Raw genomic sequence first — 24,147 nt, forward strand, 5'->3', positions numbered from 1 at the left:
GCCTGGATATATAGAGGAACCTCATGAAAGTTTATTACGATAAAGATTGTGACCTGTCGATCATCCAGGGCAAGAAAGTCGCCATCATCGGCTACGGCTCCCAAGGTCACGCGCAAGCCTGCAACCTGAAAGACTCTGGCGTTGACGTGACTGTTGGTTTGCGCAAAGGCTCGGCCACCGTAGCCAAGGCTGAAGCTCATGGCCTGAAAGTGACTGACGTTGCTTCCGCGGTTGCTGCTGCCGACCTGGTCATGATCCTGACCCCGGACGAGTTCCAGTCCTCGCTGTACAAGAACGAAATCGAGCCGAACATCAAAAAAGGCGCCACCCTGGCCTTCTCCCACGGCTTCGCAATTCACTACAACCAGGTTGTGCCACGCGCCGACCTGGACGTGATCATGATCGCGCCGAAAGCGCCGGGCCACACCGTACGCTCCGAGTTCGTCAAAGGCGGCGGTATTCCTGACCTGATCGCGATCTACCAAGACGCATCGGGCAACGCCAAGAACGTTGCGCTGTCCTACGCTGCTGGCGTGGGTGGCGGTCGTACCGGCATCATCGAAACCACCTTTAAAGACGAAACTGAAACCGACCTGTTCGGCGAACAAGCCGTTCTGTGCGGCGGTACCGTTGAACTGGTAAAAGCTGGTTTCGAAACCCTGGTTGAAGCTGGCTATGCGCCGGAAATGGCCTACTTCGAATGCCTGCACGAACTGAAGCTGATCGTTGACCTCATGTACGAGGGCGGGATCGCCAACATGAACTACTCGATCTCCAACAACGCCGAGTACGGCGAGTATGTGACTGGTCCGGAAGTAATCAACGCCGAGTCCCGTCAGGCCATGCGCAACGCCCTGAAACGCATTCAGGACGGCGAGTACGCCAAAATGTTCATCAGCGAAGGCGCTACCGGCTACCCTTCGATGACCGCTAAGCGTCGTAACAACGCTGCTCACGGTATCGAAGTCATCGGCGAGCAACTGCGCTCCATGATGCCGTGGATCGGTGCCAACAAGATCGTCGACAAAGCCAAAAACTAAGTCGTACGCATCAAAGAAAAACGCGGCCTAGGCCGCGTTTTTTCGTTTGGCTGGCCGGTTCTGGTATAAAGCTGCATCGTTTGCTGGCGAACACTCGCCGCAAGTCTTTGTCGAATTTTTCAAACTGTTGCAAGGTAAAGTCCATGAGCGAACGTCCCGAAGAGCCAAACCAGGCTTCCGACGCCGAAAGCATGCTGCCGATTGATGAGCATGTTGAAGAAGGGCATGACGCGGAAGGCCGCAAGGTCCGGCATCGTGGCATCTATCTTCTGCCTAACTTGTTTACCACCGCGAACCTGTTCGCCGGCTTCTACTCGATCATCAACTCCATGAGCGCCCAAAGTGCACTGGCGGCGGGCGACGCGGCGAGTGCCAGCAAATATTTCGGTTTTGCTGCTATCGCGATTTTTGTGGCCATGGTGCTTGATGGTCTGGATGGTCGTGTAGCGCGGATGACCAATACGCAAAGTGCATTTGGTGCCGAATACGACTCGCTGTCGGACATGGTGGCATTCGGCGTCGCCCCTGCATTACTGGCGTTTGCTTGGGCGCTGGGTGATATGGGCAAGGTTGGCTGGATGGTTGCCTTTATCTATGTCGCGGGTGCCGCTTTGCGTCTGGCGCGCTTTAATACCCAAGTGGGTACCGCGGACAAGCGTTACTTTATCGGCTTGGCCAGTCCGGCTGCTGCGGGAGTGGTGGCGGGTATTGTCTGGGCGTTCAGTGATTACGGTATCCAGGGGTCGAAAATGTCGTTCCTGGTGGCCTTGATGGTGGCGGCTGCCGGGATGTTGATGGTCAGCAACATCAAATACAACAGCTTCAAGGAGCTGGACCTCAAGGGGCGTGTGCCTTTCGTGGCGATTCTTGTCGTGGTGCTGGTGTTCGCCGTGGTGTTCAGCGATCCGCCGCGGATTCTGCTGCTGGCATTCCTGGTTTATGCCGCGTCGGGCCCGATTCAGTATTTGCTGCGTCTGCGTCGGGACAAAACGTTGCCTTAATGTAATTTCCCCCATACTCCACAGTCTATTGGTGCATCAGTCCTCCAATGCTGCGGAGTTGCCATGTTAATCAAATTGCCTAAAGCGTCCGATTCCCATGAGTCGGACGTCACGCCTGAATCATTTTACCTCTCTCGTCGCAGCCTGCTCGGTGGCGCACTTGCCGGCATTGCCGCCACCAGTCTTCCACGTTGGGCGAGTGCGGAGGATGCTGCGCGTTATGCCGACGTCGAACCGGGTAGGGCGCCTGGGTGGTTTACCGAAAAGCTGCCTGCTACAAAGTGGCAAGCGGTAACGGTCAAAGATGAGGCAGTTACTCCATTCAAGGACGCAACCCACTACAACAACTTCTATGAGTTCGGTACCGACAAGGGCGATCCGGCAAAAAATGCCGGTGCGCTCAAGACTGAGCCCTGGAGTGTTGTGATCGATGGTGAGGTGGCGAAACCTGGGCGTTATGCCCTTGAAGACTTCATGAAACCTTATCAATTGGAAGAACGAATCTACCGTTTACGCTGCGTCGAGGCGTGGTCGATGGTTATTCCATGGATAGGGTTTCCGATTGCCGCTTTGCTTAAGCAGGTCGAACCGACGTCCAAGGCCAAGTACATCCGTTTCGAGACTTTGCAGGACCCAAAAAGCATGCCGGGTCAGCGTTCTAGCTTCGCTCTGATCGATTGGCCTTATGTGGAAGGCTTGCGTTTGGATGAGGCGATGAACCCTTTGGCGATTCTTGCCGTGGGCATGTATGGGCGGGAGCTGCCTAACCAGAATGGCGCGCCGTTACGTTTGGTTGTGCCGTGGAAGTATGGCTTTAAGAGTGTGAAGTCGATTGTGCGTATCAGCCTGGTCAGTGAGCAACCGAAAACCACATGGCAAAGCATCGCTGCGGATGAGTATGGGTTTTATGCAAATGTGAACCCCACTGTCGATCACCCTCGTTGGACTCAGGCGCGGGAGCGTCGGCTGCCAAGTGGCCTTTTCAGTCCTAACGTGCGTGAAACGCAGATGTTCAATGGATACTCGGAAGAGGTGGCTTCTCTTTATACGGGCCTTGACCTGCGGAAGAACTATTGATGCGTCATCCTATCTGGCGTGTCGGCGTTTTTATCGCCGTAGCGATATGGCCGTTGTGGTGGTTGTATCAAGCATGGAGTTTTGCGCTGGGGCCTGATCCGGGCAAGGTGTTGGTTGATCGCTTGGGGTTGGGCACGTTGGTCCTGTTGCTGATCACTCTGGCAATGACGCCGATGCAGAAGCTCACTGGGTGGTCGGGGTGGATAGCGGTGCGTCGGCAGTTGGGGTTGTGGTGCTTTGCTTATGTGGTGCTGCATTTGGCTACTTATTGTGTCTTTGTCTTAGGGTTGGACTGGTCACAACTGGGAGTGGAGTTGCGCAAGCGACCTTACATTATCGTCGGAGCATTCGGGTTCCTGGGCTTGTTAGCCTTGGCCGTGACTTCGAATCGCTATAGCCAGCGTCGGCTGGGTACTCGTTGGAAGAAGCTGCATCGCTTTGTGTATGTGATTCTTGGTCTTGGTTTATTGCATATGTTGTGGATCGTGAGGGCAGATCTGAAGGAGTGGGCAGTCTACGCCTTTATAGGGGCGCTGCTTTTGGCGTTGCGGGTACCCCCATTAATGCGCCGTATCCCCCGACTTATGGCGAAAAAGCCATCTTCTGCGGAAAAGGTGTAATTAACGCTTGACGGCAGATTCCAGAAGTCTATAATTCGCCCCACTTCCGGCGCAGTCGAAACGGAAAACTCCTTGGTAAACAAAGAGTTACGCAAGATTCGACAGCGGATCGCTTCAGTTCATCGAAGCCCAGAAGGAGTTGGTAGAGCAGTGTTGTTTGGCTCTATTAACGTTTCGATCTTCTCGATCGAAAGCGGAGAAAAAGAGGTGTTGACAGCAGCGTGTAACGCTGTAGAATTCGCCTCCCGCTAACGAGAGATCGGAAGCGCAAGTGGTTGAAGTTGTTGAGGAAATCTTCAAAAACTTCTGAAAATAATCACTTGACAGCAAATGAGGCTGCTGTAGAATGCGCGCCTCGGTTGAGACGAAAGATCTTAACCAACCGCTCTTTAACAACTGAATCAAGCAATTCGTGTGGGTGCTTGTGGAGTCAGACTGATAGTCAACAAGATTATCAGCATCACAAGTTACTCCGCGAGAAATCAAAGATGTAACCAACGATTGCTGAGCCAAGTTTAGGGTTTCTTAAAAACCCAAAGATGTTTGAACTGAAGAGTTTGATCATGGCTCAGATTGAACGCTGGCGGCAGGCCTAACACATGCAAGTCGAGCGGTAGGGAGAAGCTTGCTTCTCTTGAGAGCGGCGGACGGGTGAGTAATGCCTAGGAATCTGCCTGGTAGTGGGGGATAACGTTCGGAAACGGACGCTAATACCGCATACGTCCTACGGGAGAAAGCAGGGGACCTTCGGGCCTTGCGCTATCAGATGAGCCTAGGTCGGATTAGCTAGTTGGTGGGGTAATGGCTCACCAAGGCGACGATCCGTAACTGGTCTGAGAGGATGATCAGTCACACTGGAACTGAGACACGGTCCAGACTCCTACGGGAGGCAGCAGTGGGGAATATTGGACAATGGGCGAAAGCCTGATCCAGCCATGCCGCGTGTGTGAAGAAGGTCTTCGGATTGTAAAGCACTTTAAGTTGGGAGGAAGGGCCGTTACCTAATACGTGATGGTTTTGACGTTACCGACAGAATAAGCACCGGCTAACTCTGTGCCAGCAGCCGCGGTAATACAGAGGGTGCAAGCGTTAATCGGAATTACTGGGCGTAAAGCGCGCGTAGGTGGTTTGTTAAGTTGGATGTGAAATCCCCGGGCTCAACCTGGGAACTGCATTCAAAACTGACTGACTAGAGTATGGTAGAGGGTGGTGGAATTTCCTGTGTAGCGGTGAAATGCGTAGATATAGGAAGGAACACCAGTGGCGAAGGCGACCACCTGGACTGATACTGACACTGAGGTGCGAAAGCGTGGGGAGCAAACAGGATTAGATACCCTGGTAGTCCACGCCGTAAACGATGTCAACTAGCCGTTGGGAGCCTTGAGCTCTTAGTGGCGCAGCTAACGCATTAAGTTGACCGCCTGGGGAGTACGGCCGCAAGGTTAAAACTCAAATGAATTGACGGGGGCCCGCACAAGCGGTGGAGCATGTGGTTTAATTCGAAGCAACGCGAAGAACCTTACCAGGCCTTGACATCCAATGAACTTTCTAGAGATAGATTGGTGCCTTCGGGAACATTGAGACAGGTGCTGCATGGCTGTCGTCAGCTCGTGTCGTGAGATGTTGGGTTAAGTCCCGTAACGAGCGCAACCCTTGTCCTTAGTTACCAGCACGTAATGGTGGGCACTCTAAGGAGACTGCCGGTGACAAACCGGAGGAAGGTGGGGATGACGTCAAGTCATCATGGCCCTTACGGCCTGGGCTACACACGTGCTACAATGGTCGGTACAGAGGGTTGCCAAGCCGCGAGGTGGAGCTAATCCCATAAAACCGATCGTAGTCCGGATCGCAGTCTGCAACTCGACTGCGTGAAGTCGGAATCGCTAGTAATCGCGAATCAGAATGTCGCGGTGAATACGTTCCCGGGCCTTGTACACACCGCCCGTCACACCATGGGAGTGGGTTGCACCAGAAGTAGCTAGTCTAACCTTCGGGGGGACGGTTACCACGGTGTGATTCATGACTGGGGTGAAGTCGTAACAAGGTAGCCGTAGGGGAACCTGCGGCTGGATCACCTCCTTAATCGACGACATCAGCTGCTCCATAAGTTCCCACACGAATTGCTTGATTCATTGAAGAAGACGAAAGAAGCAGCCCGAAATTGGGTCTGTAGCTCAGTTGGTTAGAGCGCACCCCTGATAAGGGTGAGGTCGGCAGTTCGAATCTGCCCAGACCCACCAATTTTGTGTGGGAAACGCCTGTAGAAATACGGGGCCATAGCTCAGCTGGGAGAGCGCCTGCCTTGCACGCAGGAGGTCAGCGGTTCGATCCCGCTTGGCTCCACCACTACTGCTTCTGTTTGTATAAAGCTTAGAAATGAGCATTCCATCGTGTCGATGGTGAATGTTGATTTCTAGTCTTTGACTAGTTCGTTCTTTAAAAATTTGGGTATGTGATAGAAAGATAGACTGAACGTTACTTTCACTGGTAACGGATCAGGCTAAGGTAAAATTTGTGAGTTCTCTTAGTTGAGAAATTCGAATTTTCGGCGAATGTCGTCTTCACAGTATAACCAGATTGCTTGGGGTTATATGGTCAAGTGAAGAAGCGCATACGGTGGATGCCTTGGCAGTCAGAGGCGATGAAAGACGTGGTAGCCTGCGAAAAGCTTCGGGGAGTCGGCAAACAGACTTTGATCCGGAGATGTCTGAATGGGGGAACCCAGCCATCATAAGATGGTTATCTTGTACTGAATACATAGGTGCAAGAGGCGAACCAGGGGAACTGAAACATCTAAGTACCCTGAGGAAAAGAAATCAACCGAGATTCCCTTAGTAGTGGCGAGCGAACGGGGACTAGCCCTTAAGTGGCTTTGAGATTAGCGGAACGCTCTGGAAAGTGCGGCCATAGTGGGTGATAGCCCTGTACGCGAAAATCTCTTAGTCATGAAATCGAGTAGGACGGAGCACGAGAAACTTTGTCTGAATATGGGGGGACCATCCTCCAAGGCTAAATACTACTGACTGACCGATAGTGAACTAGTACCGTGAGGGAAAGGCGAAAAGAACCCCGGAGAGGGGAGTGAAATAGATCCTGAAACCGTATGCGTACAAGCAGTGGGAGCAGACTTTGTTCTGTGACTGCGTACCTTTTGTATAATGGGTCAGCGACTTATTTTCAGTGGCGAGCTTAACCGAATAGGGGAGGCGTAGCGAAAGCGAGTCTTAATAGGGCGTCTAGTCGCTGGGAATAGACCCGAAACCGGGCGATCTATCCATGGGCAGGTTGAAGGTTGGGTAACACTAACTGGAGGACCGAACCGACTACCGTTGAAAAGTTAGCGGATGACCTGTGGATCGGAGTGAAAGGCTAATCAAGCTCGGAGATAGCTGGTTCTCCTCGAAAGCTATTTAGGTAGCGCCTCATGTATCACTGTAGGGGGTAGAGCACTGTTTCGGCTAGGGGGTCATCCCGACTTACCAAACCGATGCAAACTCCGAATACCTACAAGTGCCGAGCATGGGAGACACACGGCGGGTGCTAACGTCCGTCGTGAAAAGGGAAACAACCCAGACCGTCAGCTAAGGTCCCAAAGTTATGGTTAAGTGGGAAACGATGTGGGAAGGCTTAGACAGCTAGGAGGTTGGCTTAGAAGCAGCCACCCTTTAAAGAAAGCGTAATAGCTCACTAGTCGAGTCGGCCTGCGCGGAAGATGTAACGGGGCTCAAACCATACACCGAAGCTACGGGTATCACGTAAGTGATGCGGTAGAGGAGCGTTCTGTAAGCCTGTGAAGGTGAGTTGAGAAGCTTGCTGGAGGTATCAGAAGTGCGAATGCTGACATGAGTAACGACAATGGGTGTGAAAAACACCCACGCCGAAAGACCAAGGTTTCCTGCGCAACGTTAATCGACGCAGGGTTAGTCGGTCCCTAAGGCGAGGCTGAAAAGCGTAGTCGATGGAAAACAGGTTAATATTCCTGTACTTCTGGTTATTGCGATGGAGGGACGGAGAAGGCTAGGCCAGCTTGGCGTTGGTTGTCCAAGTTTAAGGTGGTAGGCTGAGATCTTAGGTAAATCCGGGATCTTAAGGCCGAGAGCTGATGACGAGTGTTCTTTTAGAACACGAAGTGGTTGATGCCATGCTTCCAAGAAAAGCTTCTAAGCTTCAGGTAACCAGGAACCGTACCCCAAACCGACACAGGTGGTTGGGTAGAGAATACCAAGGCGCTTGAGAGAACTCGGGTGAAGGAACTAGGCAAAATGGCACCGTAACTTCGGGAGAAGGTGCGCCGGTGAGGGTGAAGGACTTGCTCCGTAAGCTCATGCCGGTCGAAGATACCAGGCCGCTGCGACTGTTTATTAAAAACACAGCACTCTGCAAACACGAAAGTGGACGTATAGGGTGTGACGCCTGCCCGGTGCCGGAAGGTTAATTGATGGGGTTAGCTAACGCGAAGCTCTTGATCGAAGCCCCGGTAAACGGCGGCCGTAACTATAACGGTCCTAAGGTAGCGAAATTCCTTGTCGGGTAAGTTCCGACCTGCACGAATGGCGTAACGATGGCGGCGCTGTCTCCACCCGAGACTCAGTGAAATTGAAATCGCTGTGAAGATGCAGTGTATCCGCGGCTAGACGGAAAGACCCCGTGAACCTTTACTATAGCTTTGCACTGGACTTTGAATTTGCTTGTGTAGGATAGGTGGGAGGCTTTGAAGCGTGGACGCCAGTCTGCGTGGAGCCATCCTTGAAATACCACCCTGGCAACTTTGAGGTTCTAACTCAGGTCCGTTATCCGGATCGAGGACAGTGTATGGTGGGTAGTTTGACTGGGGCGGTCTCCTCCTAAAGAGTAACGGAGGAGTACGAAGGTGCGCTCAGACCGGTCGGAAATCGGTCGTAGAGTATAAAGGCAAAAGCGCGCTTGACTGCGAGACAGACACGTCGAGCAGGTACGAAAGTAGGTCTTAGTGATCCGGTGGTTCTGTATGGAAGGGCCATCGCTCAACGGATAAAAGGTACTCCGGGGATAACAGGCTGATACCGCCCAAGAGTTCATATCGACGGCGGTGTTTGGCACCTCGATGTCGGCTCATCACATCCTGGGGCTGAAGCCGGTCCCAAGGGTATGGCTGTTCGCCATTTAAAGTGGTACGCGAGCTGGGTTTAGAACGTCGTGAGACAGTTCGGTCCCTATCTGCCGTGGACGTTTGAGATTTGAGAGGGGCTGCTCCTAGTACGAGAGGACCGGAGTGGACGAACCTCTGGTGTTCCGGTTGTCACGCCAGTGGCATTGCCGGGTAGCTATGTTCGGAATAGATAACCGCTGAAAGCATCTAAGCGGGAAACTAGCCTCAAGATGAGATCTCACTGGAACCTTGAGTTCCCTGAAGGGCCGTCGAAGACTACGACGTTGATAGGTTGGGTGTGTAAGCGCTGTGAGGCGTTGAGCTAACCAATACTAATTGCCCGTGAGGCTTGACCATATAACACCCAAGCAATTTGAGTCGAAAGGCCAGATTGCGGTGTGTGAAGACGCAATGAACCGAAAGTTCGATGCTCACAAAACACCGACAGCTGTCACATACCCAATTTGCTGAAGCGAGGCCAAAAGGTCACGAGTCAGTACCCGAATTTCTTGACGACCATAGAGCATTGGAACCACCTGATCCCATCCCGAACTCAGAAGTGAAACGATGCATCGCCGATGGTAGTGTGGGGTTTCCCCATGTGAGAGTAGGTCATCGTCAAGATTAAATTCCGAAACCCCAATTGCGAAAGCAGTTGGGGTTTTGTTTTGCGCGCTCGAAAAGCCGTGGGCATCATCAGCGCCGACTTCGGTGCTAAAGTCCATACCCCCGATTTTGCTTTCCCAAGGAAGCTGTTATGCCGGATGCGATGTCCCTCAGCGCTGGATTCATGGTGGTTCACGGTAACCGCTTGGATGAGTTGCGCAGCCTGGTGGTTAGCTGGATGCGCCGGTATCCCCTAGCGCCCCTGGAAAATGAAATTGCATTGGTACAAAGCAACGGTATTGCCCAGTGGCTCAAGCTGGCATTGGCTGAAGATCCGGAAGACGATGACATGGGCGGCTGCGGCATCGCTGCTGCCATCGACGTACAACTCCCCGGCAGTTTTATGTGGCAGCTCTATCGCATGGTCCTGGGGCGTGACGAAATCCCCCCCAAATCCTTGCTCGATAAAGCCCCACTCACTTGGCGGTTGATGCGCCTACTGCCCGAGCTCATTGACCAACCGCACTTCGAGCCGCTGCAGCGCTTCCTAACCCACGACACCGACCTGCGCAAACGCTACCAATTGGCCGAACGCTTGGCCGACCTGTTCGACCAATATCAGGTCTACCGCGCCGACTGGCTTGAAGATTGGGCCGCCGGTCGGCATCAACTGCGCAATGGACGAGGTGAGGCCAAGCCCCTCAGTCCGGCGAACTGCTGGCAAGCCGAGTTATGGCGTGCATTGCTGCTGGATGTGGGTGAGGAGGGCATGGCCGAAAGCCGTGCCGGCGTGCATCAGCGCTTTATCGAACGCATCAATACCCTCGAGGAAGCTCCACCCGACCTCCCTTCACGGGTCATCGTGTTCGGTATTTCGTCATTGCCCGCCCAGGCTCTCGAAGCACTCGCCGGTCTGGCTCGTTTCAGTCAAGTTCTGTTATGCGTACACAACCCCTGTCGCCACCATTGGTCCGACATCGTCGCCGACAAAGACCTGCTTCGAAACGAATACAAACGCCAGGCACGTAAAGCCGGCATGCCGATCAGTATCGACCCGCAAACCCTGCACCAGCATGCCCATCCGCTGTTGGCTGCTTGGGGCAAACAGGGGCGCGACTACATCAGCCTGCTGGACAGTTACGACGATCCCAATAGCTACCGCGCCGCATTCCGCGATGGACGCATCGATCTGTTCAGCGAGAGCACCCCGACCACACTGCTCAATCAGTTGCAGGACGATATCCTCGAACTGCGCCCACTCAATGAAACCCGCGATCTATGGCCCGCTGTCGACTTGGAGCATGATTCGTCTATCCGTTTCCACATCGCCCACAGCGCGCAACGTGAAGTCGAAGTGCTGCACGACCAACTCCTGCAGCGCTTCAGTGCCGATCCCACGCTGCGTCCTCGTGACATCATCGTTATGGTCCCGGATGTCGACAGCTACGCGCCGCATATCCGTGCTGTGTTCGGTCAGCTTGAGCGCAACGATCCGCGCTTTATCCCGTTCACCCTGACGGACCAGGGCCAACGCGGCCGCGATCCGTTGCTGATCGCAGTCGAGCATCTACTTAAACTCCCCGACAGCCGCTTCCCCGTCAGCGAAATCCTCGATCTGCTCGACGTTCCCGCCCTGCGCGAACGCTTTGCAATCAAGGAACGCGACCTGCCGACGCTGCATCGCTGGATCGAAGGCGCCGGTATCCGCTGGGGGCTCGACGCGCAACAACGTGCCGGCCTGGGCCTGCCTGCTGAGCTTGAACAGAACAGCTGGCGATTCGGCCTGCGCCGCATGTTGCTGGGGTATGCGGTGGGCAGTGGCGCGGCCTGCGAAGGTATCGAACCTTACGACGAAATTGGCGGCCTCGACGCGGCGCTGATTGGCCCGCTGGTTGCCTTGCTCGATGCGCTGAGTGACGCTCATCAGACCTTGTCCGAGCCAGCAGCGCCGCAGCAATGGGGCGAGCGCTTGCAAGACTTGATGCAGCGGTTCTTCCTGGCCAGTAGTGAACACGATGACTATCTGCTGAGCCAACTGGAACAGCTGCGAGAAACCTGGTTGGAAACCTGTGAGTCCGTCGGCCTGCAGGACGAGTTACCGCTCACCGTGGTCCGCGAAGCCTGGCTCGCCGGTCTGGATCAAGGCCGACTGTCCCAGCGTTTCCTCGCCGGAGCTGTCAATTTCTGCACCCTGATGCCCATGCGTGCCATTCCCTTCAAGCTCGTCTGCCTGCTGGGTATGAACGACGGCGATTACCCTCGCGCCCAGCCACCGCTGGACTTCGACCTGATGGGCAGCGACTACCGCCCAGGCGACCGGTCCCGTCGCGAAGACGACCGTTACTTGTTGCTCGAAGCCCTGCTCTCTGCCCGAGACCAGCTCTACATCAGTTGGGTCGGCCGCAGCATCCGCGACAACAGCGAGCGTCCGGCTTCGGTGCTGATCGGCCAGTTGCGCGATCATCTCGCCAGCGGCTGGAAACACGCGGCAAACGACGCCCCCGTCATTGACGCGCTGACCCAGGAACACCCATTGCAGCCGTTCAGCGCCCGCTATTTCCACGCAGGCGATCCGCTGTTCAGCTACGCCCGCGAATGGCAGGTATTGCACGAGGACGCGCCCATCACCGGCACGGAGCCGGAATTGGCGCAGCATCAGCAAGAAGAACCTCTAAGTCTCGGTCAGTTACAGGATTTCCTACGCAACCCGGTTAAACATTTCTTCAGTCAGCGTCTGAAAGTGTTCTTTGAGGCCGCCGAAGTACCTCTGGCCGATGAGGAACCCTTCGTCCTTGATGCTCTGCAACGCTACAGCCTGAGCGACAGCCTGCTCAATGCCGCGCTGAGCCAACCGGAGCACCTCGACCAGGCGCTCAAGGCCCAGGCCCAGCGCCTACAAGGTAGTGGCCTGCTGCCCATGGTTGGTTTCGGCGAATGTCTGCGCAACGAACTGATCGAGCCTTTGCCCGGCCTGCTGCAACGCTACCAGCAACTACTGGCCCTATGGCCAATCCCGCATACCGCGACGGAACCGGTCAGTTTTGAGCATCAGGGGATCAGGTTGGAAGGCTGGATCAGTGGGCTGCATCGGCGCAGTGATGGCGGGTTGCTCAGCGTCAGCACCATTCCTAATAGCATCGGCTCGATCAAGACACGCAAGTGGCATCGTCTGATCCGCCCGTGGGTCAATCATCTGGTGGCCTGCGCTTGCGGGCTGCCGTTGAGTACCGGCCTAGTGGCCAGTGATGACACCTTGCTGTTGGCCCCGCTGGACCCAGCGCTCGCCCAGGATATCCTCGGCCACCTGCTCCTGGCCTGGCGCAGCGGCATGCGCAAGCCGCTGCCGGTGGCGGTCAAGACCGCATTCGCCTGGTTGGGCCAGACCGATCCGGCCAAAGCCCATGCCGCGGCGAGCAAAGCCTACGAAGGCGACGGGCTGACCACCGACGGCGAACGCCGGGAAACCCCCGCGCTCACGCGCCAATTTCCGGATTACGCAGCCTTGGTGGCCAGCGAAGAATTCGAAGGTTGGTGCGAAACACTGTACCGACCCATGCTTGATGCGCCGTGGCGATCACTTACTGGCGAGGAGGCCCGCGCATGAGCAGCACACCTTTGGCCCTGGCCTTCCCACTCAAAGGTAGCCAGCTGATTGAAGCCAGCGCCGGCACCGGCAAGACCTTCACAATTTCCGCCTTGTACCTGCGCCTGGTGCTTGGCCACGGCGGCGATGCGTGGGGTTTTGGTCGTGAATTGCTGCCGCCGCAGATCCTGGTGGTGACCTTCACCGACGCCGCCACCAAGGAGCTGCGTGAGCGTATCCGCATTCGCCTGGCTGAGGCCGCGCGGTTTTTCCGCGATGAGATCCCGTCGCCCGACGCTCTGATCGCCGACCTGCGTGTGCACTATGCGCCTGAGCAGTGGCCCGCCTGCGCTAACCGCCTGGACATCGCTGCCCAGTGGATGGACGAAGCGGCTGTGTCCACCATCCACAGTTGGTGTCAGCGCATGCTGCGCGAACATGCGTTCGACAGCGGCAGCCTGTTTACCCAGACATTGGAAACCGATCACAGCGACCTGCTCGGCGAAGTACTGCGCGATTACTGGCGGCTGTTCTGCTACCCGATGCACGACGATGCCCTCAACTGGGTGCGCACTCATTGGGGCGGCCCCGCTGCGCTGATGCCGCGCGTGCGCGCGCTGTTCGGCAGCGAGCGTCCCAGCGACGAAACCCGCGATCCCGCCGAGTTGATCAACGCCTGTTTGCAGGAGCGCCGCGAAGCGCTGGTCGCCCTCAAAGCGCCCTGGCAGCAATGGGCCGCCGAACTGCGCGATCTTTGCCTGCAGGCCGTGGCTGCCAAAGCCGTCGACGGTCGCAAGATGCAAGCGCGCTATTTCGAGCCCTGGTTCGAAAAAATCAGTGCCTGGGCAAGCGACGAAACCCAGGAGCAACTGGACATCGGCACCGGCTTCACACGCCTTACGCCCGAGGGCATGGCCGAAGCTTGGAAAGGCGAGCCGCCCCGGCATCCCGGTATCGATGCCATGGCCAACCTCAAAGCCAGCCTTGACGCGTTGCCCACCCCGGACGCCGCCGTGTTGCAACACGCCGCCGCCTGGGTGGGTAAACGCTTCGAAGAGGAAAAACGCCGACGCGCCGAAATGGGCTTCGATGACATGCTGATCCGCCTCAACGCGGCCCTTCAAGCAGAGGGCGGCGAGCGCCTGGCCAGCGTGATCCGCGAGCAATTCCCGGTCGCGTTGATTGATGAGTTCCAGGACACCGACCCGGTGCAGTACAGCATCTTCGACAGCATCTATCGCATCGAAGAAAACCACCTGGATAGCGGCCTGTTCCTGATCGGTGACCCCAAGCAAGCGATCTACGCTTTCCGTGGCGCCGACATTTACACCTACCTGCGCGCACGTAAATCCACACTCGGCCGCCATCACACCCTGGGCACCAACTTCCGCTCCAGCCATGCCATGGTCGACGCAGTGAATCATGTGTTCCAGCGTGCGGAGTCCGGGCGCGGTGCGTTTCTGTTCCGCGAGCCGAATGGCGATAACCCGGTGCCGTTCCAGCCGGTATTGTCCCAAGGCCGCAAAGAGACCTTGCTGGTCGACGGCCAGCCTGTGCCGGCGATGAACCTCTGGCACTTGGCAACCGACCAGCCGATTTCCAACGCGGTGTACCGCCAGCAGCTGGCTGCTGCTTGTGCTACGCAGATTGTTGAGCTGCTCAATGCCGGGCAGCAAGGCAAGGCCGGTTTCCTACAGCCGGACGCCAGCTTCAAAGGTGTATTGCCGTCGGATATCGCCATCCTGGTCCGCGACGGCAAGGAGGCCCAAGCCGTGCGTGCGGAATTGGCCGCTCGGGGTGTGCGAAGCGTGTACCTGTCCGATAAGGACTCGGTGTTTGCCGCCCAGGAAGCCCATGACCTGTTGGCCTGGCTCAAGGCCTGCGCCGAGCCGGATATGGAGCGCCCCCTGCGTGCCGCCCTGGCGTGTGTCACGTTGAATCTGTCGCTGCCCGAACTGGAGCGTCTGAATCAGGACGAATTGGCGTGGGAAAGCCGCGTTATGCAGTTTCGCGGTTACCGTGCGATTTGGCGCACCCAAGGCGTGCTACCGATGCTGCGGCGTTTGCTGCACGACTTCAAATTGCCGCAAACCCTGATCGCCCGCAGCGACGGCGAACGTGTGTTGACCAACCTGTTGCACTTGAGCGAACTGCTGCAACAGGCCGCCTCGGAGCTGGACGGCGAACAAGCGTTGATCCGCCACCTGGCCGAGCATCTGGCGCTCTCGGGTCAAGCCGGTGAAGAGCAGATCCTACGCCTGGAAAGCGATGAGCAATTGGTCAAAGTGGTCACCATCCACAAATCCAAAGGTCTGGAATACGACCTGGTGTTTCTGCCGTTTATTTGTTCGACCAAACCCGTGGACGGCAGCCGCCTGCCGCTGCACTACCACGATGAACATGGCAAATCCCAGGTCAGCCTGCGCCCGACCGCCGAGCTGATTGCCCAGGCTGACGACGAGCGGCTGGCCGAAGACCTGCGCTTGTTTTATGTCGCCCTGACCCGCGCCAAGCACGCGTGCTGGCTGGGCATCGCCGACCTCAAGCGCGGCAACAGCAGTAGTTCGGTCCTGCACTTGTGTGCGCTGGGCTATTTGCTTGGCGGCGGCAATGTGCTGCGCGAGTCGGCGGGCCTGGCCCGTTGGCTGCTGGATTTGCAGGACGGTTGCCCAGCCATCCATTACGCCCAAGTGCCTGAGGCGCAAGAGGTGCTGTTCCACCCGCCGCGCAACCAGGCCACGCTGCTCGCGCCGTTGTTGCCCAGCCGCAAGGCGGCGGAAAACTGGTGGATTGCTTCCTACAGCGCGCTGCGTATTGGCGACAGCCTGAGCAGCCCGACCCTCGAAGCGCCCGAAAACCCACAAGCGCAAAAGCTGTTCGATGACGAGCGCCTGGACCCGGATGCACCGCGTGAAGTGGCAGCGTCTGGTGGCGACATTCACCGTTTCCCACGCGGCCCCAACCCCGGTACCTTCCTGCACGGTTTGCTGGAATGGGCGGGTGAAGAAGGCTTCAACGTGACGCCGCAGGCCATCGAACAAGCCGTCGGCGCGCGTTGCAATCGGCGCAACTGGGAGGGGTGGATCGTTACCCTCAGTGCCTGGCTGGGCCATCTGCTGCACACGCCACTGCCTGTGGATAACGGTCGCGTGGCCTTGAGCGGCTTGCGGCACTATCAGATCGAGATGGAGTTCTGGTTCGCCAGTCATAAGGTCGATGTGCTCGCCCTGGATAAACTGGTGTGTCAGTACACCCATGACGGCGTCGCCCGGGTGGCTGCCGAACCAGTGCTGCTCAACGGCATGTTCAAGGGGTTTATCGACCTGACGTTCGAACACGATGGCCGCTACTACGTGGCCGACTACAAATCCAACTGGCTCGGGCCTGACGATTCGGCCTACACCCCGCAAGCCATGGAACAGTCGATCCTTGAGCATCGGTATGACCTGCAATATGTCCTCTACCTACTGGCCCTGCATCGCCAGCTCAAGGCACGGTTGCCCGACTACGATTACGACCGCCACATTGGCGGCGCACTGTATCTGTTCCTGCGCGGCACCCAGTCTTCCAGCCAAGGCGCGTATTTCACCCGGCCGCCACGGGCGCTGATCGAAGGCCTGGACCTGTTGTTCCAAGGCAAACCGCTGCCACCCAAAACTGAGCCGGCCTGGGAACAAGGAGTGCTGTTATGAGCCTGTCGCCATTACCGCTGGAGGCACTAGCGCCGCTGGAACGCTCCGCCGATCTGGTGCAATTACTGGAACGCTGGGTCGAGCGCGGCTGGTTGCGGGCGCTGGATAAGGCTTTCGTTGGCTTCCTGCACGAACTCGATCCCCAGGCCGATCCTCTAGTGTTGCTCGCGGCGGCGTTGACCAGCCACCAATTGGGTCACGGGCACGTCTGCCTTGATCTGTTCGAAACCCTAAAGGCGCCGGATTTTGCCCTGTCCCTACCGCCCGAAGGCGACCTGCAGACCGGCGCGATGTTGCTTCCGTCGCAGTTGCTCGATGGCCTCGATGGCGCCCATTGGTGCCATGCACTGGCCGCCAGCTCGTTGGTCGCCCTTGCACTCGACGGCAGTGAAGCGGCACAAAGCCGGCCCCTCGTGCTGTCGGGGAAACGTCTGTACCTGCGGCGCTACTGGACCTACGAGCGACGCATCGATTCCGCATTGCGCCAGCGCCTGGCGACACAGGAAAACTTCACCGCCGATTTGCCCGAGCGGCTCAATGGCCTGTTCGCTCAACCCGCGCCCGACGGCGTAGTGGACTGGCAGAAACTCGCCTGCGCCCTGGCTACCCGAGGGGCGTTCAGCATCGTTACCGGCGGCCCCGGCACCGGCAAGACCACCACTGTGGTGCGCCTGCTCGCGCTGTTGCAGGCGCCGGCCGTGGAATCCGGCAGCCCGCTGCGCATTCGCCTGGCCGCTCCCACTGGCAAAGCGGCGGCGCGCCTGACCGAATCCATCAGCCAGCAAGTGCTGTCGCTGAGTGTTCCCGATACGGTGCGGGAAAAGATCCCGACCCAAGTCACCACCGTCCACCGTTTGCTGGGCAGTCGCCCTGGCACTCGGCATTTCCGTCACCATGCGGGCAACTTGCTGCCCCTGGATGTACTGGTGGTGGATGAAGCCTCGATGATCGACCTGGAGATGATGGCCAATCTGCTGGACGCGCTGCCGCCTCACGCCCGTCTGGTATTGCTGGGCGACAAGGATCAACTGGCCTCGGTGGAAGCCGGTGCCGTGCTCGGCGATTTATGCCGCGACGCCGAAGCCGGTTGGTACAGCCCCGACACGCGCCAGTGGCTACAAGCCGTCAGCGGTGAAGACCTCAGCACCAGCGGCCTGAGCGAAGACCTGGACCACAGCCACCCCCTGGCGCAACAAGTGGTGATGCTGCGCTATTCGCGGCGGTTCGGCGAAGGTAGCGGCATCGGCCAACTGGCGCGCTGGGTCAACCAGCAAAAAGCCGAAGAGGCCCGCAAGCTGCTGGCCGCGCGCAGCCACAGCGACCTGTTCTGCGTCAGCCTCAAGGGCGAACACGACCACGCGCTTGAGCGCCTGGTGCTGGACGGGCAGGGCGGCGGTGCCGAGGGCTATCGCTATTACCTGAACCTGCTGCAATCGGCGCGTCCGTCACCCGCCACCCCCCGTGACGACCACGCCTGGACGGCCTGGGCGCAGCAATTGTTGCAGGCCTTCGACGCGTTCCAATTGCTCTGCGCCGTGCGCAAAGGTCCGTGGGGTGTGGAGGGGTTGAATCTGCGAATCACCGCGGCGCTGCGTAAAGTGCGGCTGATCGAGGGTGACGAGCAATGGTACGAAGGTCGCCCGGTGCTGATGACGCGCAACGACTACGGCCTGGGCCTGATGAATGGCGATATCGGCATCGCCCTCAAACTGCCCGAAAGCGACGGTGGCCCTCAGGTGCTACGGGTGGCTTTCCCACGTAATGACGGCCAGGGCGGCGTGCGATTCGTGCTGCCCAGCCGCCTGAACGATGTGGAAACCGTGTACGCCATGACCGTGCACAAATCCCAAGGCTCGGAATTCACCCACACTGCGCTGATCCTGCCCGACGCCCTGAACCCGGTGTTGACCAAAGAATTGATATACACCGGCATCACCCGCGCCAAGCGCTGGTTCAGCCTGATCGAGCCGCGCGGCGGTGTGTTTGAGGAAGCGGTGCGGCGCAAGGTCAAGCGCTTGAGTGGGTTGATGCTGGAGTTGGATCAAGGCGCCTAAAAAATTGACTGATAGGTCATCTAATATTTCTGATTCTACTGCCTGAATTTTCTGAAAAAATAGCGGACCTCGCGAAGGCACTGCCTCGCGGGGTTTTCCGCCGCTGTGCTATCGTTGCGGCATCACCCCACGAAAACACCTGAGAGAATCGCAGCATGAACGTGGCTGTCTCGCCCACAGAGTGCCGTTGGAGCTGGAGACGCCTGCTGCTGATGGCGCTGCTGTGTGTGCTGGCGCCGCACGGGTTTGCGGACGTCCCGGCCACCGAGGGTATGGCCGCGCAGCGTGCCCAGGCGGTCACTCAGGTGGTTCTCGGTATTCTCAGTTACGCGCGCTGGCCGGTGGAGCCGGCGCAATTGCGCCTGTGTATCGTCGGGCCCACCCAATACACCGATGACCTGATCAAAGGCACCATCCAGGCGACCGGTCGTCCGGTTGTGGTGCAGCGCCTGTTGGTCAACCATCCCGATATCGTCAACGCCTGCGACGCGGTGTACATCGGCAAACTTACCGCCGATGAGCGCAGCCAATTGTTTGCCTCGTTGATCGGCCACCCGGTGCTCAGCATCAGCGAAGGCGGCGACCAGTGCACCGTCGGCAGCTTGTTTTGCCTGCGCGTAAGCGATGAACAAGTGTCGTTCGAGGTCAACCTCGACTCGGTGGCACGCAGCGGCGTGCGCATTCACCCCAGCGTGCTGCAACTGTCCCGCCGCCGGGCGCCTGCTCCATGACCCATGTGAAAGTGCGACCTAGCCTGCGCTCGGTTATCGGCCGTGGTCATTTGATCCTGGCTCTGGTGGCGGTAACCCTGGCCAGTGTGTCCCTGACCCTGCTCGGCGTGCTGGCGCTGCGCGTCTATGCCGAACACAACTTGCACCTTATCGCACGCTCCATCACTTACACCGTGGAAGCTGCGGTGGTGTTCAACGACCGCGCCGCAGCCACCGAGGCACTGAGCCTGATTGCGTCCACCGAAGAGGTGGCCGATGCCGACGTTTTCGACGCCAATGGCAAGTTACTGGCCCACTGGGCACGCCCCGAAACCGGCATGCTCTCGCGGGTGGAACTGGCACTGGCGCATGCCCTGCTTGAACAGCCGATCAACCAACCGATCCTGCACCAAGGCCGTACCGTCGGCAGTATCCACCTGACCGGCCACGGCGGCAGCCTGCTGCGCTTTCTGCTCAGTGGTCTGGCCGGGATTCTGATCTGCACCGCCCTCAGCGCCTGGGTCGCATTACACCTGGCCCGGCGTCTGCTGCGTGGGATCACCGTGCCGTTGCAAAGCCTGGCCGCCGTAGCTCACGCTGCCCGCAGCGAGCGGGATTTTGATCGACGTGTGCCGCCCGCGCGCATCGCCGAACTCGACAGCCTGGGCAGTGACTTCAATGCCTTGCTCGGCGAAATGGAAGCCTGGCAAAGCCACCTGCAAAGCGAAAACGAAACCCTGGCTCACCAGGCCAACCACGACAGCCTGACCGGCCTGCCCAACCGGGCGTTCTTCGAAGGTCGGCTGATTCGAGCCCTGCGCGGCGCGGCCAAGCTCGACGAGCGGGTCGCGGTATTGTTCCTCGACAGCGATCGCTTCAAAGACATCAACGACAACTTCGGCCACGCCGCCGGCGACGCGGTGCTGGTGGCTGTCGCTGCCCGTGTGCGCGCGCAACTGCGTGACGGTGACCTGGTGGCGCGCCTGGGCGGTGACGAGTTCGCCATCCTGCTTGCGCCGTTGCACAAGGCCGAGGACGCGCAACGCATCGCTGACAAGATCATCGCCAGCATGGACATGCCGATTGACGTGCCGGGTGGCTCTCAAGTGCTGACGTCGCTCAGCATCGGCATTGCCATTTACCCCGAGCATGGCGCCACACCCGGCACCTTGCTCAATGCCGCCGACGCGGCGATGTACCAGGCCAAACGTCTGTCCCAGGGCGGCCAGCACACGGCGGAGTCGGAGCACTCTGCTGTTAACGTTCAACACAGGAGTTGATCCCTTGTTCTCGACTGCACGCGTTCTGTTTCTTACTGTGCTGGTGGCCTTGTTGGCCCTCGGCGGCTGTCAGACACAACCCCCTAAAGGCCTGACCCCGGCGCAAGTCGCGGTACTCAAACAACAGGGCTTTGAACTCACGGATGACGGCTGGGCATTCGGTCTGTCGGGCAAAGTGCTGTTCGGCAGCGACATCGAAACCCTCAACCCGCCGAGCACCGCGATCGTCCAACGCATCGGCAAGGCCCTGCTCGGCGTGGGCATAGAGCGCGTACGCGTGGACGGCCATACCGACGCCTCCGGCAAAGAAGCCTACAACGAGCAACTCTCCCTGCGCCGCGCCAAAAGCGTGGCCACGGTGCTGACGGGCGTCGGTATGAAAGAAGAAAACATCCAACTGCGCGGCTTGGGCAGCAGCCAGCCCGTGGCATCCAACGATACAGCCGCAGGGCGCACCGAAAATCGGCGGGTGGCGATTGTGGTGATTGCCGACTGAGCGGTTTCACGTGCTTCAACCTGAATGCCGATCAAGTATGAGCTTGCCCCCCAATAGCGGTGGGTCAGCAACACAGGTAACGACTGAGCAGGCCCCATCGGGGGCAAGCCCCCTCCCACCTCGAATGCATTGCAGGTTGAATACCTGGCTGACGAAACCAGATCAAATGTGGGAGGGGGCTTGAACCCGATGGCGGCGTGGCTGACCCACGGCGAGTCCCTGCCCACCGGTTGGTTTGGTTTCGGCCGATTAATTCGCAAACCGCATCTCCCGCGTTTCCCCCATCAACAACCCCCGGTTCTGCTCGGTCACTTCCCGGATGTAGTCCCACAACAACGTAATCCGCTTCAGCTTCCTTAAGTCCTCCCGGCAATACATCCAAAACTGGCGCGTGATCGTGATTTGCTCCCCCAGCACCGGCAACAAGCGTGGGTCTTGTGCCGCCAGGAAGCACGGCAGTATCGCCATCGAGCGGCCCTGTTGTGCCGCGACGTACTGGGCAATCACGCTGGTGCTGCGCAGGCTGGCGCTGGCGCCGGGGACTACGTTGGCCAGGTAGAGCAGCTCGGAGCTGAAGGCCAGGTCATCGACGTAACTTATAAACGGGTGGGTGGCCAGGTCCGCCGGGCGTTGGATCGGCGGATGTTGGTCGAGGTAATCCTGGGTGGCGTACAACTGCAGGGTGTAATCGCACAGTTTGCAGCACACGTACGGCCCGTGTTCCGGGCGTTCCAAGGCGATGACGATGTCGGCTTCGCGCTTGGACAGGCTGATGAAGTGGGGCAGGGGCAGGATGTCGACGGAGATCGCCGGGTAGGTGCCGACAAAGTGGCTCAACTGCGGCGTGACGAAGAAGCTGCCGAAGCCTTCGGTGCAGCCCATGCGCACATGCCCGGACAGTGCGACACCGGAGCCGGACACCTGCTCGCAGGCCATGTGCAGGGTGCTTTCAATGGACTCTGCGTAGCCCAGCAATCGTTGGCCTTCGGGGGTGAGTACAAAGCCGTTGGTGCGGGATTTTTCGAACAGCAGCGTGCCCAATGACACTTCCAGCGAACTGATGCGCCGCGACACCGTGGTGTAGTCCACCGCCAGGCGCTTGGCGGCGACGCTGGCCTTGCGGGTGCGGGCCACTTCGAGGAAAAACTTCAGGTCATCCCAGTTCAGGGAGCCCAGCGACGTGATGTTTTTTTGCATATTGGTCCGGCTTTTATGTGCGTTCTTATTAGAGATTTGCACATCTATACTCCAAAAACAGTCCGAACGCCTCATTCTTCAAGGCGGTTCAACGCCTTGGTTCTCTGCATATAAATAAGAATTGGAGACCACATGAACGCATCTGCCGAAATTTCCGTACAACCGGTCAAGTTGCTGATCAACGGTGAGTGGGTCGAGTCCAAGACCACCCAATGGCAAGACATCGTCAACCCCGCCACTCAGCAAGTGCTGGCCAAAGTCCCGTTTGCCACCGCCGATGAAGTCAACGCCGCCATCGATGCCGCCCATCGCGCCTTCCAGACCTGGAAGCTGACGCCGATCGGCGCGCGCATGCGCATCATGCTCAAGCTGCAGGCGTTGATTCGCGAACATTCCAAACGCATCGCCGTCGTGCTCAGCGCCGAGCAGGGTAAGACTATTGCCGATGCCGAGGGCGATATTTTCCGTGGCTTGGAAGTGGTGGAGCACGCCTGTTCCATCGGTACCCTGCAAATGGGCGAGTTCGCCGAGAACGTCGCCGGTGGCGTCGATACCTACACCCTGCGCCAGCCCATCGGCGTGTGTGCGGGCATTACCCCGTTCAACTTCCCGGCGATGATTCCGCTATGGATGTTCCCGATGGCCATCGCCTGTGGTAACACCTTCGTCCTCAAACCGTCCGAACAGGACCCACTATCGACCATGCTGCTGGTGGAGCTGGCGCTGGAAGCCGGCGTACCGGCCGGTGTGCTCAACGTGGTGCATGGCGGCAAGGACGTGGTAGATGCACTGTGCACCCATAAGGACATCAAGGCGGTGTCCTTCGTCGGCTCCACCGCCGTCGGCACCCATGTGTATGACCTGGCCGGCAAGCACGGCAAGCGCGTGCAATCGATGATGGGCGCCAAGAACCACGCCGTCGTGCTGCCGGATGCCAACCGCGAACACACCCTCAATGCCTTGGTCGGCGCCGGTTTCGGTGCGGCAGGCCAGCGCTGCATGGCCACCTCCGTGGTGGTGCTGGTGGGGGCGTCCAAGCAATGGCTGCCGGACCTGAAGGCGCTGGCACAGAAGCTCAAGGTCAACGCCGGCAGCGAAGCCGGCACCGATGTCGGCCCGGTGATTTCCAAGCGCGCCAAGGCACGCATCCTGGAATTGATCGAAAGCGGTGTACAGCAAGGCGCCAAGCTCGAATTGGACGGTCGCGACATCCAGGTACCGGGTTTCGAGCAGGGCAACTTTGTCGGCCCGACCCTGTTCTCGGGCGTGACCACGGACATGCGCATCTACACCGAAGAAATCTTCGGCCCAGTGCTGGTGGTGATTGAAGTCGACACCCTTGATGAGGCCATCGCCCTGGTCAACGCCAACCCATTCGGCAATGGCACCGGCCTGTTTACCCAGAGTGGGGCGGCGGCGCGTAAATTCCAGAGCGAAATCGACGTGGGCCAGGTGGGTATCAACATCCCGATCCCAGTGCCGGTGCCGTTCTTCAGCTTCACCGGTTCCCGTGGTTCCAAGCTCGGCGACCTCGGCCCCTACGGCAAGCAAGTGGTGCAGTTCTACACCCAGACCAAAACCGTCACGAGCCGCTGGTTCGACGACGACACGGTCAACGATGGCGTCAACACCACCATCAACCTGCGCTGATTCCGGGAGACCC

General features: G+C 58.4%; 12 protein-coding genes, 2 tRNA genes and 3 rRNA genes. 16 read left to right on the forward strand and 1 reads right to left on the reverse strand.

The features are described 5' to 3' along the window. Positions 1-23: 23 nt before the first annotated feature. The 15 genes from ilvC (at position 24) to K1567_RS20945 (ending at position 21,287) form a co-directional block, all read left to right on the forward strand. Positions 24-1,040 carry a ketol-acid reductoisomerase gene (gene ilvC, locus K1567_RS20875; protein ID WP_003194132.1) on the forward strand — a complete coding sequence of 339 codons (1,017 nt, stop codon included), beginning with the start codon at positions 24-26 and terminating at the stop codon, positions 1,038-1,040. A gap of 143 nt (positions 1,041-1,183) precedes the next feature. Further along, on the forward strand, positions 1,184-2,041 hold the full coding sequence (gene pssA / locus K1567_RS20880; RefSeq protein ID WP_034100654.1) for a CDP-diacylglycerol--serine O-phosphatidyltransferase: 858 nt from the start codon (positions 1,184-1,186) through the stop codon (positions 2,039-2,041). Between the two features lie 63 nt (positions 2,042-2,104). Beyond that, positions 2,105-3,118, forward strand: coding sequence for a protein-methionine-sulfoxide reductase catalytic subunit MsrP (gene msrP / locus K1567_RS20885; protein WP_169868953.1), 1,014 nt, complete (start codon positions 2,105-2,107; stop codon positions 3,116-3,118). Further along, positions 3,118-3,738: a protein-methionine-sulfoxide reductase heme-binding subunit MsrQ gene (gene msrQ, locus K1567_RS20890; protein ID WP_169868952.1), complete on the forward strand. Its 621-nt coding sequence runs from the start codon at positions 3,118-3,120 to the stop codon at positions 3,736-3,738. The genes msrP and msrQ overlap by 1 nt, the downstream gene beginning before the upstream one ends. A 545-nt stretch (positions 3,739-4,283) precedes the next feature. Beyond that, positions 4,284-5,820: ribosomal RNA gene (locus K1567_RS20895) — 16S ribosomal RNA — on the forward strand. Positions 5,821-5,901: 81 nt separating this feature from the next. Further along, positions 5,902-5,978: transfer RNA gene (locus K1567_RS20900), tRNA-Ile, on the forward strand. A 30-nt stretch (positions 5,979-6,008) separates the two neighbouring features. Then, positions 6,009-6,084 (forward strand) — tRNA-Ala (locus tag K1567_RS20905). 247 nt (positions 6,085-6,331) lie between these two features. Next, positions 6,332-9,223 (forward strand): 23S ribosomal RNA (locus K1567_RS20910). A gap of 151 nt (positions 9,224-9,374) precedes the next feature. Beyond that, a 5S ribosomal RNA gene (gene rrf / locus K1567_RS20915) occupies positions 9,375-9,490 on the forward strand. Together the 16S, 23S and 5S rRNA genes with 2 tRNA genes alongside form the textbook arrangement of a ribosomal RNA operon. Before the next feature lie 133 nt (positions 9,491-9,623). Continuing rightward, positions 9,624-13,076, forward strand: coding sequence for an exodeoxyribonuclease V subunit gamma (gene recC, locus K1567_RS20920; protein ID WP_220698831.1), 3,453 nt, complete (start codon positions 9,624-9,626; stop codon positions 13,074-13,076). Further along, on the forward strand, positions 13,073-16,747 hold the full coding sequence (gene recB / locus K1567_RS20925; RefSeq protein ID WP_034115085.1) for an exodeoxyribonuclease V subunit beta: 3,675 nt from the start codon (positions 13,073-13,075) through the stop codon (positions 16,745-16,747). Before recC ends, recB begins: the two co-directional genes overlap by 4 nt. Further along, the gene (recD, locus tag K1567_RS20930; protein ID WP_034115084.1) at positions 16,744-18,801 is read left to right on the forward strand and encodes an exodeoxyribonuclease V subunit alpha; all 2,058 of its coding nucleotides are present in this window, start codon (positions 16,744-16,746) and stop codon (positions 18,799-18,801) included. The genes recB and recD overlap by 4 nt, the downstream gene beginning before the upstream one ends. A 155-nt stretch (positions 18,802-18,956) precedes the next feature. Beyond that, positions 18,957-19,532 carry a YfiR family protein gene (locus tag K1567_RS20935; protein WP_040269449.1) on the forward strand — a complete coding sequence of 192 codons (576 nt, stop codon included), beginning with the start codon at positions 18,957-18,959 and terminating at the stop codon, positions 19,530-19,532. Then, positions 19,529-20,791: a diguanylate cyclase domain-containing protein gene (locus K1567_RS20940; RefSeq protein WP_169868801.1), complete on the forward strand. Its 1,263-nt coding sequence runs from the start codon at positions 19,529-19,531 to the stop codon at positions 20,789-20,791. Before K1567_RS20935 ends, K1567_RS20940 begins: the two co-directional genes overlap by 4 nt. 4 nt (positions 20,792-20,795) lie before the next feature. Next, positions 20,796-21,287, forward strand: coding sequence for an OmpA family protein (locus K1567_RS20945; protein WP_034100592.1), 492 nt, complete (start codon positions 20,796-20,798; stop codon positions 21,285-21,287). Positions 21,288-21,536: 249 nt separating this feature from the next. On the opposite strand, the gene K1567_RS20950 is transcribed toward K1567_RS20945, so the two are convergent. Continuing rightward, a complete protein-coding gene (locus K1567_RS20950) occupies positions 21,537-22,484 on the reverse strand; it encodes a LysR family transcriptional regulator (RefSeq protein WP_169868800.1) in 948 nt (315 codons plus the stop codon). Between the two features lie 132 nt (positions 22,485-22,616). Between K1567_RS20950 and K1567_RS20955 the strand changes: the two genes are divergently transcribed. Continuing rightward, the gene (locus K1567_RS20955) at positions 22,617-24,134 is read left to right on the forward strand and encodes a CoA-acylating methylmalonate-semialdehyde dehydrogenase (RefSeq protein WP_034100588.1); all 1,518 of its coding nucleotides are present in this window, start codon (positions 22,617-22,619) and stop codon (positions 24,132-24,134) included. Positions 24,135-24,147: the final 13 nt, after the last annotated feature.

Source organism: Pseudomonas sp. S5F11 (assembly GCF_019641515.1).
GTDB classification, from domain to species: Bacteria; Pseudomonadota; Gammaproteobacteria; order Pseudomonadales; family Pseudomonadaceae; genus Aquipseudomonas; species Aquipseudomonas rhodesiae.